The sequence below is a fragment of the Roseovarius sp. JB2-10 genome (genome assembly GCF_055693585.1).
In genome coordinates this window covers 2,647,379-2,661,149 of sequence record NZ_CM146337.1, presented here as the reverse complement: position 1 = coordinate 2,661,149, position 13,771 = coordinate 2,647,379, and the positions used below count along the sequence as shown (strand labels likewise).

Sequence of the window (13,771 nt, the reverse complement as noted above, 5' to 3'; positions counted from 1 at the left end):
CAAATACCAGCACAGTTGACACAAAACGAGAACATGCGTAGAACAAAACAAAACGCAGTGACCAAAGGACATGTCAAATGCTGACCAAGAAGCAGTTGGATTTGTTGGAGTTTATCCATAAACGTGTGCAACGCGATGGTGTTCCCCCGAGTTTTGATGAAATGAAGGAAGCGCTGGATTTGCGCTCCAAATCGGGCATCCACCGGTTGATCACCGCGCTGGAAGAGCGCGGCTTTATCCGCCGTTTGGCGCATAGGGCGCGGGCGCTGGAGATTGTCAAACTGCCTGAAAGTCTGGGCGGTGAGGCCACGCATGGGTTTTCCCCCCGCGTGATTGATGGCGACAAGCCGGATGTCAGCAAGCCTGCCAATGCGCAACCGGTTCAGGCGGCCGCGGTCGAATTGCCCGTGATGGGTCAGATTGCCGCCGGTGTGCCGATTGAAGCCATTGCGCATGCCTCGCACAATGTGGCCGTCCCGGGCGGGATGATCAGCGGCTCAGGTGATCACTATGCCCTTGAAGTCAAAGGTGATTCGATGATCGACGCCGGGATCAACAATGGCGATGTGGTTGTGATCCGTGAAAGCAGCGTGGCCGATAACGGCGATATCGTTGTTGCGCTGGTCGAGGATCAGGAAGCCACGCTCAAACGGTTTTTCCGCAAGGGCAATGCCATCGCACTTGAAGCGGCAAACCCCGCCTATGAGACGCGTGTTTTCCCCGAAGACAAGGTCAAGGTCCAGGGGCGTCTGGTTGGATTGATCCGCACTTACTGAGCCAGCTCTATCTGGAATTCCAAAGCCGCGCGCCCGTAATTTGGCGCGCGGTTATCGTTTTGATCCCCTGATCTGTTCGGTAAAGCGCCAGGGCGCCCGATTTCATCAGTGTTTTGGGGTGGATCACGGTGCAGGGCAAATTGTGCGGCGGGCTGACATTCATCACCACCCATTCATCTGCGGCGCATTCGGTCAGCGCCTGCGCCGCGCGCTTTCCAGAAATTGCCGTGATGTTGAAGGAACTGGCCAGTTCCGCATGCCAGCGATTGGCGGCCCCCTCCTGTTCAGCGGCGTCGCCGTCATTTTCCAGCCAGTTCGTGGCGATAAACCCGCCGCCCTTGGGCTTGCTGAGTGCCCTGCCCTCGGCCGTCATCACGCCCACCAAGGCGCCGGTGTCAGCGATCAACACGTCGGGTCGCGTCGTCTGGGACCAGAGGAAGAACGCCACGACCATGGGTACCGCACCCAGCATTCGCGCCCGTCCCTGCCACAGCACGATCAGAAGCGCACCGAGGGCCATGACCGGCAGGACATAAGGATCAGGGCTGACCACCGTACCCCGCGCGCCCTCGATGCCGGAAATCCAATGGGCCACGCCCAATATCCAGCGCAGCCCCAGACCCATGATCCAGAGGGCGATGGCATCCAGGCCAAACGGGATCAGGCAGGCGGCCAACACCGCTGCGGGCATGACCAAAACCCCCATCAAGGGCACGCTTACCAGATTGGCGATCAGGCCGTAATGGGCGATCTGGTTGAAATGGGCGGCGGCCACGGGGGCCGTGGCCAGCCCCGCCACCAGCGATGAAATCACGACAGAAGATGCGCCTTGCAGCCAAGGGTGTTTGAAGCGGATCTTGTGGTCCCGGATGAAGCCAAAGACCGCAACAAGTGCAGTCGTCGCGGCAAAAGACATCTGAAACCCCGGACCCAGAAGCGCCTCGGGCCGCAAAAAAAGGACGATGATGGCCGCCACGGCCACGGCACGCAGGCTCAGCACGCGCCGATCAAAAAGCACCGCTGTCAAGGCCACGGCCACCATGATGAAGGCACGCTCCGTCGCGACGTTGCCGCCCGACAATGCAAGATATCCCGCCGCCACGATCATCGCCATGACCACCGACATTTTCTTGGTTGGCAAACGCAGGCCAATGGCCGGAATGGCCGCAAAACCGAGCCGAAACACGGCAAAAACAAACCCGGCCAAAAGCCCCATATGCAAACCCGATATGGCCAACAGATGCGCCAGGTTCGACACCCGCAGCGCCTTCAACGTGTCCTGCCCCATGCCCGCGCGATCCCCGGTCATGATCGCGGCGGCAAAGGCACCGACTTCGCCCGGCAAAGCGGCCTGCACCCGGCTCGAAAGCGCCATTCGCGTTTTGAACAGAAGCAACCCGTCCCCCGGCGGTTCAATCGCCAAGAGGGGCGTGCGTGTGTATCCCACCCCGCCCAGTTTCAAGAACCAGGAATGACGCTGGAAATCAAAACCGCCGGGTTCTACCGGCCCACCGGGTGGGGAAATATGCGCGGTGCCGATGACCCGCAGGCCCGGTACCGGATCAATGAACCCCTGTTGCCCGTGCAGCGAGATGCGCACACGCTCCGGCGTGCGTTCAGGCGGCGTGTCTCGCAGCACAACCTGATCCAGCGTCAGGCGCACCGCATCACTGCCGGAGCGGTCTATGCCGATGATCCGCCCTTCGACGGGACCGTAATAACGCCAACTCATCACCGGCGCGTCCATCTGGTGGGCGCGCACCCCCGCAAGGCAAAAGCCGACCCCCACCAAGGCGATGGCCCACAGGATCGGTGTCGCGATGATACCGGTCCACCGGGTCAAGAGGATGAGGCTGGCGGAGATGGTTCCGATCAACAAATAATGCGTGTTTTGCGGTTCGATCTTGAGCGTGAAATAGCCCACGATCCCCACCGCAAGACATACCGGCACCCACGGGAACAAATGTCCCCGTTGCGAGAGCCACATGGATTGCAAGAGCTGCTGGACCGCCAAGACTTGTCACCCCTCTGACGGGTGGATAGACAGGCGTTAACGCTATCTCCATCCCGGTTACCGAAAGGTTAATTTGCCCCATGTCCCAGCATGTCGTGACCCGATTTGCCCCCTCGCCCACGGGCTATTTGCACATTGGCGGCGCGCGCACGGCGCTCTTTAACTGGCTTTTTGCGCGCCATCATGGCGGTGAATTCAAACTGCGGATCGAAGACACGGACCGCGCCCGCTCAACAGACGCGGCCAGTCAGGCCATTTTGGACGGGATGACGTGGTTAGGGCTCGACTGGGACGGTGACGCGGTCAGCCAGTTCGACAACGCGCCACGCCACGCGGCCGTGGCCCATGAGCTTCTGGAGGCGGGCAAGGCCTATAAATGTTTCTCGACCCAGGAAGAGATCGCCGCGTTTCGCGAGGCTGCACAGGCCGAAAAACGCTCGACCCTTTTTCAAAGCCCGTGGCGGGATGCTGATCCGGCCACCCATCCCGATGCGCCCTATGTCATCCGCCTGCGCACGGCCAATGATGGAGCCACCGTGATCCATGATCAGGTGCAAGGTGATGTGACGATCCGTAACGATCAGCTTGATGACATGATCCTGCTGCGCAGCGATGGCACACCGGTCTATATGCTGGCGGTTGTTGTGGATGACCATGATATGGGCGTCACGCACGTGATCCGCGGCGACGATCACCTCAACAATGCCGCCCGTCAGATGGGCATTTACACGGCCATGGGTTGGGATGTGCCAGTCTGGGCGCATATCCCCCTGATCCACGGCCCCGATGGCAAGAAACTCAGCAAGCGGCACGGTGCGCTCGGCGTCGAGGAATACCGCGATATGGGCTATCCGGCGGCGGGGATGCGCAATTATCTGACGCGACTGGGCTGGAGCCACGGCGATGACGAGTTTTTCACCGATGAGCAGGCCCGCGATTGGTTCAATCTGGGCGGCGTCGGGAAATCTCCGGCGCGGTTCGACTTTAAAAAGCTCGATAACCTGAGCCGTCAGCATATTGCCGCCTCAGATGATGCTGCGCTGCTGCATAACCTGTTGGCCTTTATGGAGGTTACCGGAAAACCATCGCTAAGTGACACAAAGGTGAAGCAGCTTGAAGAGGCCATGTATTGCCTCAAAGAGCGCGCGAAATCATACCCGGAACTCATTGATAAGGCTGAGTTTATCTTTGCTGATCGGCCCATCCGGCCAGATGAAAAGGCCGCGAAGAATCTTGATGATGTATCCCGTGGTATACTGTATGAATTGACGCCGCAGTTGCGAAATGCTAGGTGGACACGCGAAGACATTGAAGCAGTCGCCAATCGGTTTGCGGAAGACCATAACATGAAATTTGGCACGTTGGCCGGCCCGTTGCGGGCCGCTCTGGCGGGGCGCAGTGCGACACCAAGTGTATTCGATATGATGTTGGTGCTTGGGCAGGAAGAATCGCTTGCCCGACTCGACGATGCTGCACATGAGGCCGGTTAACCTGTCCTCAGTGCCAACAGGATAAAAGCCCCTCGGCGCATCTGGCGCGGGCTATGTGACGGAGGACAGAAAATGGCTGACAAAACCAAGACTGCTACGCTGGAAATTGACGGGAAAAGCTACGAATTGCCGGTGTTTTCCCCGACAGCCGGGCCCGACGTCATCGACATTCGCAAGCTTTATGGTCAGGCGGGCGTGTTCACCTATGACCCCGGTTTCACCTCGACCGCAAGTTGTGACAGTACCATCACGTTCATTGATGGCGGCAAGGGTGAATTGCTGCATCGCGGGTATCCGATCAACCAACTGGCGGAAAAGTCCCACTATCTCGAAGTATGCTACACCCTGCTATATGGCGATCTGCCTTCGGCCGCACAGCTGGAGGATTTTGAGAGCCGTGTGACCAATCACACGATGCTGCATGAACAGATGCACTTCCTCTTCCGCGGGTTCCGCCGGGACGCGCATCCGATGGCCATTATGGTGGGCGTTGTGGGCGCGCTGAGCGCGTTCTATCACGACAGTACCGATGTCAACGACCCGTGGCAGCGTGAGGTCGCTTCGATCCGCATGATCGCCAAAATGCCAACCATCGCTGCGATGGCGTATAAATACACGATCGGTCAGCCCTTCGTGTATCCACGCAACGATGTCGATTACGCGTCGAACTTCCTGCGCATGTGCTTTGCCGTACCAGCCGAAGACTATGAAGTTAACCCGATCCTGAGCCGCGCGATGGACCGGATTTTTACCTTGCATGCGGATCACGAACAAAACGCCTCGACCTCGACGGTGCGGCTGGCATCCAGTTCGGGGGCGAACCCGTTTGCCTGTATCGCGGCGGGCATTGCCTGCCTCTGGGGCCCTGCCCATGGCGGCGCCAATCAGGCTTGTCTTGAGATGCTGCGCGAGATTGGCACCGTAGACCGCATTCCGGAATATATCGACCGGGCCAAGGACAAGGATGACGATTTCCGCCTGATGGGCTTTGGCCACCGCGTCTACAAAAACTTTGATCCGCGCGCGACGGTGATGAAGCAATCCGCCGATGAGGTGCTTGAGCTCTTGGGGATCGAGGACAACCCGATCCTGCAGGTTGCGAAGGAGCTTGAAAAACAGGCGCTGGAGGATCCGTATTTCGCCGAGAAGAAGCTGTTCCCCAATGTGGATTTCTACTCGGGCATTATCCTCGAGGCCATGGGCTTCCCCACCTCGATGTTCACACCGATCTTTGCGGTATCGCGCACAGTGGGCTGGATTTCGCAGTGGAAGGAAATGATTGCCGACCCACAGCTCAAAATCGGCCGGCCGCGCCAGCTCTACAAAGGGCCAACGGCACGCGATTACGTCGATATCGAAAACCGTTAATTAAGGAAGGACGGTCCGTTGTGAGGCAACGGCCCGTCCATAGAAACGGACAAGGTCCCAAATGTTCAAACTTCTATACGGTGTTGCAGCCTTAACGACGCTTACCGCCTGTGTTTCTTCCTACCCGACGGTAGAGGCCCCTGACATTGCGAAATCCAGGATCAGCCTTCTTTTCGAATTCCCAGCAGGATCAACATGTCAGGTCAGCACATCAGCGGGCGTTCTCAAGAACGCGAACATTCCCGGCAAGATCAATTTTTCCCAAAGAGATCGTAACGCACCCGCGTCCTGCACATTGCCAAGCGGCCAGACCGTGCGCGTGACCGCCCATAATTTCGTTCCGCAAGATAATGTCGTGGCGGGTATCACGGTTTATCCGGACGGCAGGGCGTTTATCACAAGCTCCACAAGTTCCGGGCAATTGCTTCAGTTGCAACCGACGGGAACAGTCACGGCAAACTAGGCTCCGATTTCGGCCCGCATTCAACCCGGCCGTACTGCGCCAATCCTTCCGCCCCCACGGGGGTCAGCGCATAGATGCCGGTGGTGACCCGCTCAAACCATCCATAATGGTCATCGGCCATGATCCGCGTGGCGTTGGCCACACCCGTGGCCTTGGCCACCACGGCGCCTTTGCTGGCCCCTTCGTCCGACAAAAAAGTGGCCACGCGCAGGGCGTCTTGCCGGTAGGACGTGACCAAGCCCACGCGGGTTGATCCGCCTTTGGTCGGATCCCCCACCCGGCGTTGGAATTCGCGCAGCAACCGGCCCAGTTTGACCTTGGATTTGCGCGGTTTATAGAGCCCGGGATCCACCAGAACATCCACGAAACCGTCGCGCGCCCGCACCGTCATCAGGCCAAGACCCAGACGCCGGCACAGCGCCGTGTTGTCGCGCATATTGGCATAGGCGCGTTTGCCGGGTTTGTGCGGCACCGCCAGATAGACCGCATCGCTGACCGATTGGCGCGCGATGCCCTGATGCACGAGGCTCAGCGTGAAATTGGTCTTGAGTTCAATCAGAACAGGCGGTTCATCGCCACGTATGGCCACAACATCCACGGCACCGATCTCACCCTTGACGGTATAGCCCTGCCCTTCGAGATAGGCTTTCACCAGGGCGTAGAGCGCCGTTTCCGGCGCCTCGGCCATTTACCGGCCCTCATACGCCGCTGGTCTTTTTTCCAGGAACGCCACGACACCTTCCTTGAAATCACGGGTCTTGCCGCAATCGCCTTGCAGTTTGGCCTCCAGATCGAGCTGCGATGCCAATCCGTTTTCCCAACTGTCGCGCACCGCGCGTTTGAGATTGCCATAGGCCTGCGTTGGCCCCTTGGCCAAATGTTCGGCCCGCGCCCGCCACCGGGCTTCAAATTCCGCCTCTGCCACCGCTTCCCAGATCATGCCCCAGTCATCCGCTTGCTGCGCGCTGATTGGCTCGGCAAAAAGCGCCGCCCCCATGGCCTTGGCCGCTCCCATCTGGCGGGGCAGCCAATAGGTACCGCCCGCGTCCGGGATCAGACCAATCCGGGTAAAGGCTTGTAGAAAATACGCCTTGTCCGAGGCAATCACCACATCCGCGGCCAGCGCCAGATTGGCCCCTGCCCCGGCCGCCGGTCCGTTGACCGCACTTATGGTCGGGATCGGGCAATCGGAAATCGCCCGCAGCATTGGCACATATTCGTCACGCAGCACCCGCTCGAGATCAAGCGAGGCAGCGTTACCATTGTCGCTCAGGTCCTGACCCGAGCAAAACGCCTTGCCCTGACCTGTCATCACCAGCACGCGGGCGTTTTTGCCGGCATAGGTGGCGGCATCGGTGATCTCGGCGCGCATCTGGGTGTTGAGCGCGTTCATCTTGTCGGCCCGGTTCAGGCGCAGCACGGCCATATCGTCGGTTACGTCCAAGGTGATGGTTTGATAATCTTTCACGGAAAGCACCCCTTTTGTCTCGCCTGCGCTCAGTCAAACCCTATACGGCACGATTGCGAAAGAGGGAACGGTGCGTCAGTCCTTCATGATTTCCTTGAGGCGCGCGGTTTCCGCCTCGCTCAGGCCCGCTTCTGCCACAGGGGCGGCTCTGGATCGCCGTCGCAAATACAACGCGGCCATTGTCCCGCCCATCAACAACATTGCGGGCCCCGCCAACCACAAAACGAGGTTTGATCCACCCGCTTGCGGTTTCAGCAAGACATATTCGCCGTAGCGATCCACGATGAAGGCGATCGCCGACTCATCGGTGTCGCCCGCCATCAGCCGTTCCCGGACCAACAGACGCAAATCGCGGGCCAGTTCCGCGTGGGATTCGTCGATGCTTTCATTGCGGCAGACCAGGCAGCGCAGCCCTTTGGACAGCTCTCGCGCACGGGCCTCCAGCGCCGGATCTTCAAGGATTTCATCCGGTTGCACGCCCCAGGCAGGTGTCATGATCAGGCACAGGCAGAGCAATATGCGTTTCATTCCGCAGGCACCCCTGCGGCGGGTGCTTTGCGGGCGCCGGCCGCCACGCGGTACCGACGATCGCTCAACGACAAAAAGCCGCCCAACGCCATCAGGATCGCGCCACCCCAAATCCAGTTGGCCAGCGGTTTATAGTAGCTGCGGATCGCCCATCCGCCGCCCACCTGCCGATCACCCACCGCAACGTAGATATCGCGCAGAAACCCATTGTTGAGCGCCGCTTCGGTGGTCGGCATCCGCGCGACGGGGTAGAAACGTTTTTCCGGATGCATCGTGCCGATTACGCGCCCGTCCTGCGTCAGGGTCAAGTCGGCAGTGGTGGAGTTGAAGTTAGGGCCCTGTACCTCGCGCACGCCATCCAGCGTCAGCGTATATCCGGCCAATTCGATGGTTTCGCCCTCTTTCACGACGCGAATGTCTTCGAGCTGCCACGCCATCATCCCGGCAATACCGGCCATTGTGACCCCCAATCCACCATGGGCCACAGCCTTGCCCCAATCCGCGCGCGGCAGCCGCCAAAGGCGTCCCCACCGGTTGGGCCCGCGCCCCGTCCGCGACCACAGATCAACCGCTGATCCTGCCAGCAACCATGCCGCCAGAAAGAGGCCCATCGGACCCAAGGCCGAGCGACCGGTTTGAAGCGACCATGTGAGAACGCCAACCGCGACGGCGAACAAAAAGGGCACGCGCAGGCTCCGCAGGACCCGGCCGAGTTTCGCCCGTTTCCAGGGCAGCATTGCGCCAACAGGCAGGATCAGGCCAAGCACGACCATGAAGGGGGTAAAGGCCAGGTCGAAAAACGGTGGCCCGACAGAAAGCTTCCGGTCAAAAAAGAGTTCGGCGATCAGGGGCCAGATGGTGCCCACAAAGACCACGAACGCCGACACCCCCAGAAGGATATTGTTGACCACCAGAACGGATTCGCGGCTGACCACGCCAAACACGCCTTTGGCCTGCATGGCCCCTGCCCGGGCCGCAAAGAGGGTCAAACCGCCCAACATGAAGATCGCCAGAATACCCAGCAGAAAGACACCGCGCTCGGGGTCCGTGGCGAAGGCATGCACGGATGTCAGGACGCCAGAGCGTGTGATGAAAGCACCCACCATGGAAAACCCAAAGGCGATGATGGCCAGAAGAATGGTCCAGCTTTTCAGCGACTCGCGCTTTTCAACCACGATGGAGGAATGCAAAAGCGCCGCCGCGATCAGCCATGGCATGAAGCTTGCATTCTCGACCGGGTCCCAGAACCAGAAGCCGCCCCAGCCCAGTTCATAATAGGCCCACCAGCTGCCAAGCGCGATGCCGATGGTCAGGAATATCCAAGCTGCAAGTGTATAGGGCCGCACCCATCGACCCCAGGCGGCATCGACACGCCCTTCGATCAGGGCCGCGACAGCGAAGGAGAAGGTCATCGAGAGACCGACATAGCCGAGATAAAGGAAGGGCGGATGGAAGGCGAGGCCCGGATCCTGCAATAGCGGGTTCAGGTCCTGACCATCGAAGGGGGGCACTGCAAGGCGCAAAAACGGGTTGGATGAAAACAGGATGAACGCGAAAAACGCGACGCCGATCATCGCCTGCACCGACAGAACACGTGCCTTGAGGCCGGGCGGCAGGTTGCCTCCGAACCATGCGACCAATGCGCCAAACAGCGTGACAATCAAAACCCAGAGCAGCATCGAGCCTTCGTGATTGCCCCAAACGCCGGTGACCTTGTAGAGCAGCGGTTTGGCCGTATGGCTGTTCAGCACCACAAGTTTCAAAGAGAAATCGGACATGACAAACGCGTTGGTAAGCGCTGCAAAAGAAGCCCCTGTCAGGACAAATTGCAAAGTGGCGGCAGGCTCTGCCACGGCCATCCATCCCGGCAGCCGTTTTTGCGCACCGACAAGCGGAACTATGGCCTGAAAACACGCCGTAAAAAACGCAAGGATCAGCGCGAAGTGACCGAGTTCGGTAATCATATGAAGGTTATAGTTCGTCCCGCGCGCCGGGCCAACGTGAAAACCACCCGATGGGTGTTCACATTGTCGCGGGCAGGTTGGTCAACCCGGTCAGTTGCGCGAGCGGTTCCAATCTTCCAATGCCGGGTTGTCACCTGGCTTCACACTGGCCAACGTGAGCGCCGCATCCGATCCGGTATCCGCCACGCCGGGACTGTCCGCGCGAAGCGCACGCAGCGCCGCGATATTGTCGATGACCTTGGGCGCACGCGCCATTGTTGCCGCGATGGACCGTTGGAACTCCTGCCCCTTCATCTGGTGACGCGCTCCAAAGTAAAACGACACGATGGCTCCCAACAGCCACCAGAGCGGCTCAGGCACCAGTGCAATGCCTTGCATACGTTCGGCAAACCAAACGGGATCCGCCATTGCCGCCACAAAGAGACCCAAGGTGCCCAACGCCATGGCCGGACGCGGCAATCTGTTGACACCGTCCATCAGCCGATCAAACCAACCGCGCTGACGTGGCGCAAACTCTCCGGCATATTGTGCCATGGTCTGCGTACGCATGTCGGCCTGGCGCGTTGCCCCGGCTTCGGCATTTTCACGAAACACCTCGACGGTTTCAGCAACAACATTCCTGCCGCCGCCAAAGATGACGTTGAGGATTTGACCGATCAACCCCATGCCGACGTCCTTTGCCGAAACTGCGCTGGCGTCATGTGATACTCGGTCGATATGAATTCTTCGGCCCGCCTGATCCATCCACCTTTGCCACCGGCACGGGTGCGCGCGTATTTGCGGGATGCGGCCCGGCGATCGGCCAGGCTGAAGTAGTAATTGCGCCGCGCGATACCATATGCATCCGCCAGATGATCCGGGGCTGCTGCATAGGCCGATCTGGCCGCCGCCACGGTTTGTGGACCGATCAACCCATCCACATCCACGCGCTGCCCCATCTGGCGCAGCAGGCGTTGCAGGATTTTCACGGCATTGCCGCCCGCATTGACATACATGTCAAAAACACTCGCCTGCAGCGGTTCAGGCAGGCGTGCAATACCTGGCCTGCGAAAATAGTGATCGATGAAGATTTCCTCGGCTTGGGCAGGTGTCAGACGACGTACATCGTCCGCGCGCACACGGCCATCGCCCGTGAGGTCCATACCAAGCCGGCGCATCGTATGGATTGTGACGCCGTATTTGGTGGCACCCCCGGGATCATCCGGATCATTCACATAGCCGCCTTCGCGGTCGACGATCTGTTTAGCAATTTCTGCGACGCTCTGCATGCCTGTAGCCCGTAAAATGAGGGAAATTGGCGCGCAGAATCGTCTTTTGGGGTTAACGCAGGGCTTAGCTACCGTCCGGCGATTGATAGGTTCCTTGTTCCTTCAGCGCGTCGATCACCTCTTTCGGCATGTAATCCTCGTCATGCTTGGCCAGGATTTCTGATGCGCGGAACACACCATCCACATAACTGCCCATACCGACCATGCCCTGATTTTCCTCGAAAAGATCAGGCAGGATGCCGGTATAAGTCACCGGCACAACTGCGCCGCCATCGGTCACGTTGAAGCGCACCATTTTGCCTTCGCCGCGCACCAGACTGCCCTCTTCCACCAGACCGCCGATGCGGAACACTTCACTGGACAAGGGTGGTTCGGCCACAACCTGGCTGGGGGAGCGGAAGAAGTTGATACCATCACGCAAGGCATAGCCAATCAGACCGGTCGAGATCACCAGCGCGACCATGGCGAGTGCAATGATCTGTATCCGTCGCTGTTTCTTGAGCGATTTCATCGTGCCCCCCGTTACGGAAAGAGTGGGGCCAGCATCAGGCCCAACGTCTCGTCTTCACCTAACATCAGATTCGCGTTCTGCAAGGCCTGCCCGCTGGAGCCTTTGGTCAGATTGTCCAACGCGGCAATCACAATAGCGCGCCCTTCAATCCGGTCACCGCTGACGCCGATATGGCAAAAATTGCTGCCCCTGACATGCCGTGTGCTGGGCGCTTGCCCAAAGGGCAGCACTTCGACAAATGGTTCATCGTTATAGGCGCGTTCCAGAGAATGATAGACGTCCTGCGGATCGCCTTTTACATAAACAGTGGCGATTATCCCCCTGTTTGCAGGCAATAAATGTGGCGTGAACTGGACCTTGACCGGCCGCCCGGCCACGGCGCTGAATTCCTGATCAAACTCGGCCAGGTGACGATGTGTTCCACCCACCGCATAGGCGTGGCTGCCCTCGGACAACTCCGCGTGCAACAGGTTTTCCTTCAGCGCGCGCCCGGCACCGCTGACCCCAGTTTTGAGGTCGATGATGATGTCATCCAGATCGATCACACCATCCGCGATCAAAGGCCGCACGGCAAACTGGCCAGTGGCCGCATTGCAGCCGGTACCCGCAACCAACCGCGCCTGCCGGATGTCATCCCGGTAAAACTCGGTCAGGCCATAGACCGCCTCTGCCTGGCAATCGAGCGCATCGTGCTGGCCACCGTACCACTTGGCATAAATCTCCGGATCCCGCAGCCGGAAATCCGCGCTCAGATCGACGATTTTCAGGGTTTTTGGCAGGTCCTTGATCACCGCCTGCGATGTCGCGTGCGGCAGCGCACAAAAACACAGATCAATTCCGGCAAAATCAATCTGATCAATCGTGACCAGCTTGGGCAAGTTAAGGTGGCGCAGATGCGGGAACACGTCAGCCATCGACTGACCGGCCTTGGAGTTGGCGGCAAGAGCGGCGACCTCCATCGTGGGATGGGTGGCGATCAGCCGGACAAGTTCGGCGCCAGTATACCCGGAGGCGCCCAGAATGGCGATTTTATGGGTCATGTCAGACCTCTTTCTGTAATCTCATGGTAGCGTTTAGGAAAAAATCAGCGGGGCGGCAATCTATGCGGCCTGAAACTCGATTTTTCGTCGCAAAAACTGCGTTGCACGGTCCGAGACACGCTTGGCATCCCCGGTCGTTAAAAACTGTGTTTCCGTCGCGCTTCCCATCATGCCCGGATGCCGTTCGAGATAGTCCGAAAGGCTCTCTGCAACCAGACTGGCCTGCGAAAACACCTTCACATCCGGTCCCAAGGCTTGCTGGAACGCCTCTTCCATCAACGGGTAATGCGTACAGCCCAGGATCGCGGCTTGCGGTTCGGGCATTTTACGCTTGAGGGCATCGACATGGCTGCGCACCAGCGCTTCCGCCAGGATCAAGTCGCCGTCTTCGATGGCATCGACGACACCACCGCAGGCCTGCGCCTCAACATCGACGCCGATGGCGCGAAAGGCCAGTTCCCGCTGAAACGCCCGGCTGGACACGGTCGCTGGTGTCGCGAACAGGGCCACGTGTTTCACGGCCACTTCCCGCGGCGGGGAATTATCACCCCATTGCCGCTCGGTCAGCGCTTCGATCAGCGGTACAAACACACCCAAAACCCGTTTGCCCTCGGGCACACCGGCTTCTTGCATGCGCCGCAACGCGGCCGCCGACGCGGTATTGCAGGCCAGAATCACCAGATCACACCCTGCATTCCACAAATGCGACACCGCGGACTTGGTCAGCCCGTAAACATCATCGGCATCGCGGACCCCATAGGGCGCGTGGGCATTATCGCCGAAATAGACGAACGGCATGTCCGGCAAGCGCTTTTGCGCTGCGTCCAGAACCGTCAGGCCGCCAAGCCCGCTATCGAAAATACCAACTGCCATTATGCCTA

Annotated in this window: 14 protein-coding genes; 4 read left to right on the top strand and 10 right to left on the bottom strand. The window is 59.4% G+C overall.

Annotated elements, in window-relative coordinates; genetic code table 11:
* Window positions 1-77: 77 nt before the first annotated feature.
* On the top strand, window positions 78-776 hold the full coding sequence (lexA, locus tag ACZ1HJ_RS13370) for a transcriptional repressor LexA (RefSeq protein ID WP_472719152.1): 699 nt from the start codon (window positions 78-80) through the stop codon (window positions 774-776).
* Window positions 777-783: 7 nt separating this feature from the next.
* Here the strand turns inward: lexA and ACZ1HJ_RS13365 are convergent, their stop codons facing one another.
* Entirely contained in the window at window positions 784-2,790 is a 2,007-nt protein-coding gene (locus tag ACZ1HJ_RS13365) for a ComEC/Rec2 family competence protein (RefSeq protein ID WP_472719151.1), read from the bottom strand.
* Window positions 2,791-2,870: 80 nt separating this feature from the next.
* On the opposite strand from ACZ1HJ_RS13365, the gene gltX reads away from it, so the two are divergent.
* The 3 genes from gltX (at window position 2,871) to ACZ1HJ_RS13350 (ending at window position 6,111) form a co-directional block, all read left to right on the top strand.
* The gene (gltX, locus tag ACZ1HJ_RS13360) at window positions 2,871-4,280 is read left to right on the top strand and encodes a glutamate--tRNA ligase (protein ID WP_472719150.1); all 1,410 of its coding nucleotides are present in this window, start codon (window positions 2,871-2,873) and stop codon (window positions 4,278-4,280) included.
* 72 nt (window positions 4,281-4,352) lie between these two features.
* On the top strand, window positions 4,353-5,648 hold the full coding sequence (gltA, locus tag ACZ1HJ_RS13355; protein ID WP_472719149.1) for a citrate synthase: 1,296 nt from the start codon (window positions 4,353-4,355) through the stop codon (window positions 5,646-5,648).
* Between the two features lie 61 nt (window positions 5,649-5,709).
* Entirely contained in the window at window positions 5,710-6,111 is a 402-nt protein-coding gene (locus ACZ1HJ_RS13350; RefSeq protein WP_472719148.1) for a hypothetical protein, read from the top strand.
* Here the strand turns inward: ACZ1HJ_RS13350 and ACZ1HJ_RS13345 are convergent.
* From ACZ1HJ_RS13345 to murI, 9 genes are all read right to left on the bottom strand, one after another.
* The gene (locus ACZ1HJ_RS13345; RefSeq protein WP_472719147.1) at window positions 6,098-6,799 is read right to left on the bottom strand and encodes a DUF2161 domain-containing phosphodiesterase; all 702 of its coding nucleotides are present in this window, start codon (window positions 6,797-6,799) and stop codon (window positions 6,098-6,100) included. The two genes, ACZ1HJ_RS13350 and ACZ1HJ_RS13345, sit on opposite strands and share 14 nt — an antisense overlap.
* The gene (locus ACZ1HJ_RS13340; protein ID WP_472722212.1) at window positions 6,800-7,537 is read right to left on the bottom strand and encodes an enoyl-CoA hydratase-related protein; all 738 of its coding nucleotides are present in this window, start codon (window positions 7,535-7,537) and stop codon (window positions 6,800-6,802) included.
* 117 nt (window positions 7,538-7,654) lie between these two features.
* On the bottom strand, window positions 7,655-8,107 hold the full coding sequence (locus ACZ1HJ_RS13335; protein ID WP_472719146.1) for a cytochrome c-type biogenesis protein: 453 nt from the start codon (window positions 8,105-8,107) through the stop codon (window positions 7,655-7,657).
* Entirely contained in the window at window positions 8,104-10,071 is a 1,968-nt protein-coding gene (locus ACZ1HJ_RS13330; RefSeq protein WP_472719145.1) for a heme lyase CcmF/NrfE family subunit, read from the bottom strand. The genes ACZ1HJ_RS13335 and ACZ1HJ_RS13330 overlap by 4 nt, the downstream gene beginning before the upstream one ends.
* A 90-nt stretch (window positions 10,072-10,161) precedes the next feature.
* Window positions 10,162-10,737, bottom strand: a complete 576-nt coding sequence (locus ACZ1HJ_RS13325; RefSeq protein ID WP_472719144.1) for a holin family protein — start codon at window positions 10,735-10,737, stop codon at window positions 10,162-10,164.
* Window positions 10,728-11,339, bottom strand: a complete 612-nt coding sequence (locus ACZ1HJ_RS13320) for a holin-associated N-acetylmuramidase (protein ID WP_472719143.1) — start codon at window positions 11,337-11,339, stop codon at window positions 10,728-10,730. Before ACZ1HJ_RS13320 ends, ACZ1HJ_RS13325 begins: the two co-directional genes overlap by 10 nt.
* Before the next feature lie 64 nt (window positions 11,340-11,403).
* The gene (ccmE, locus tag ACZ1HJ_RS13315) at window positions 11,404-11,850 is read right to left on the bottom strand and encodes a cytochrome c maturation protein CcmE (RefSeq protein WP_472719142.1); all 447 of its coding nucleotides are present in this window, start codon (window positions 11,848-11,850) and stop codon (window positions 11,404-11,406) included.
* Window positions 11,851-11,861: 11 nt separating this feature from the next.
* A complete protein-coding gene (gene argC / locus ACZ1HJ_RS13310) occupies window positions 11,862-12,890 on the bottom strand; it encodes an N-acetyl-gamma-glutamyl-phosphate reductase (protein ID WP_472719141.1) in 1,029 nt (342 codons plus the stop codon).
* Window positions 12,891-12,950: 60 nt separating this feature from the next.
* A complete protein-coding gene (gene murI / locus ACZ1HJ_RS13305) occupies window positions 12,951-13,763 on the bottom strand; it encodes a glutamate racemase (protein WP_472719140.1) in 813 nt (270 codons plus the stop codon).
* Window positions 13,764-13,771: the final 8 nt, after the last annotated feature.

Bases quoted from the DNA above. Each gene is read 5' to 3' on its own strand.
- lexA (WP_472719152.1), top strand. From the start codon at position 78: ATGCTGACCAAGAAGCAGTTGGATTTGTTGGAGTTTATCCATAAACGT.
- gltX (WP_472719150.1), top strand. From the start codon at position 2,871: ATGTCCCAGCATGTCGTGACCCGATTTGCCCCCTCGCCCACGGGCTAT.
- gltA (WP_472719149.1), top strand. From the start codon at position 4,353: ATGGCTGACAAAACCAAGACTGCTACGCTGGAAATTGACGGGAAAAGC.
- ACZ1HJ_RS13350 (WP_472719148.1), top strand. From the start codon at position 5,710: ATGTTCAAACTTCTATACGGTGTTGCAGCCTTAACGACGCTTACCGCC.
- ACZ1HJ_RS13345 (WP_472719147.1), bottom strand. From the start codon at position 6,799: ATGGCCGAGGCGCCGGAAACGGCGCTCTACGCCCTGGTGAAAGCCTAT.
- ACZ1HJ_RS13340 (WP_472722212.1), bottom strand. From the start codon at position 7,537: ATGGCCGTGCTGCGCCTGAACCGGGCCGACAAGATGAACGCGCTCAAC.
- ACZ1HJ_RS13335 (WP_472719146.1), bottom strand. From the start codon at position 8,107: ATGAAACGCATATTGCTCTGCCTGTGCCTGATCATGACACCTGCCTGG.
- ACZ1HJ_RS13330 (WP_472719145.1), bottom strand. From the start codon at position 10,071: ATGATTACCGAACTCGGTCACTTCGCGCTGATCCTTGCGTTTTTTACG.
- ACZ1HJ_RS13325 (WP_472719144.1), bottom strand. From the start codon at position 10,737: ATGGGGTTGATCGGTCAAATCCTCAACGTCATCTTTGGCGGCGGCAGG.
- ACZ1HJ_RS13320 (WP_472719143.1), bottom strand. From the start codon at position 11,339: ATGCAGAGCGTCGCAGAAATTGCTAAACAGATCGTCGACCGCGAAGGC.
- ccmE (WP_472719142.1), bottom strand. From the start codon at position 11,850: ATGAAATCGCTCAAGAAACAGCGACGGATACAGATCATTGCACTCGCC.
- argC (WP_472719141.1), bottom strand. From the start codon at position 12,890: ATGACCCATAAAATCGCCATTCTGGGCGCCTCCGGGTATACTGGCGCC.
- murI (WP_472719140.1), bottom strand. From the start codon at position 13,763: ATGGCAGTTGGTATTTTCGATAGCGGGCTTGGCGGCCTGACGGTTCTG.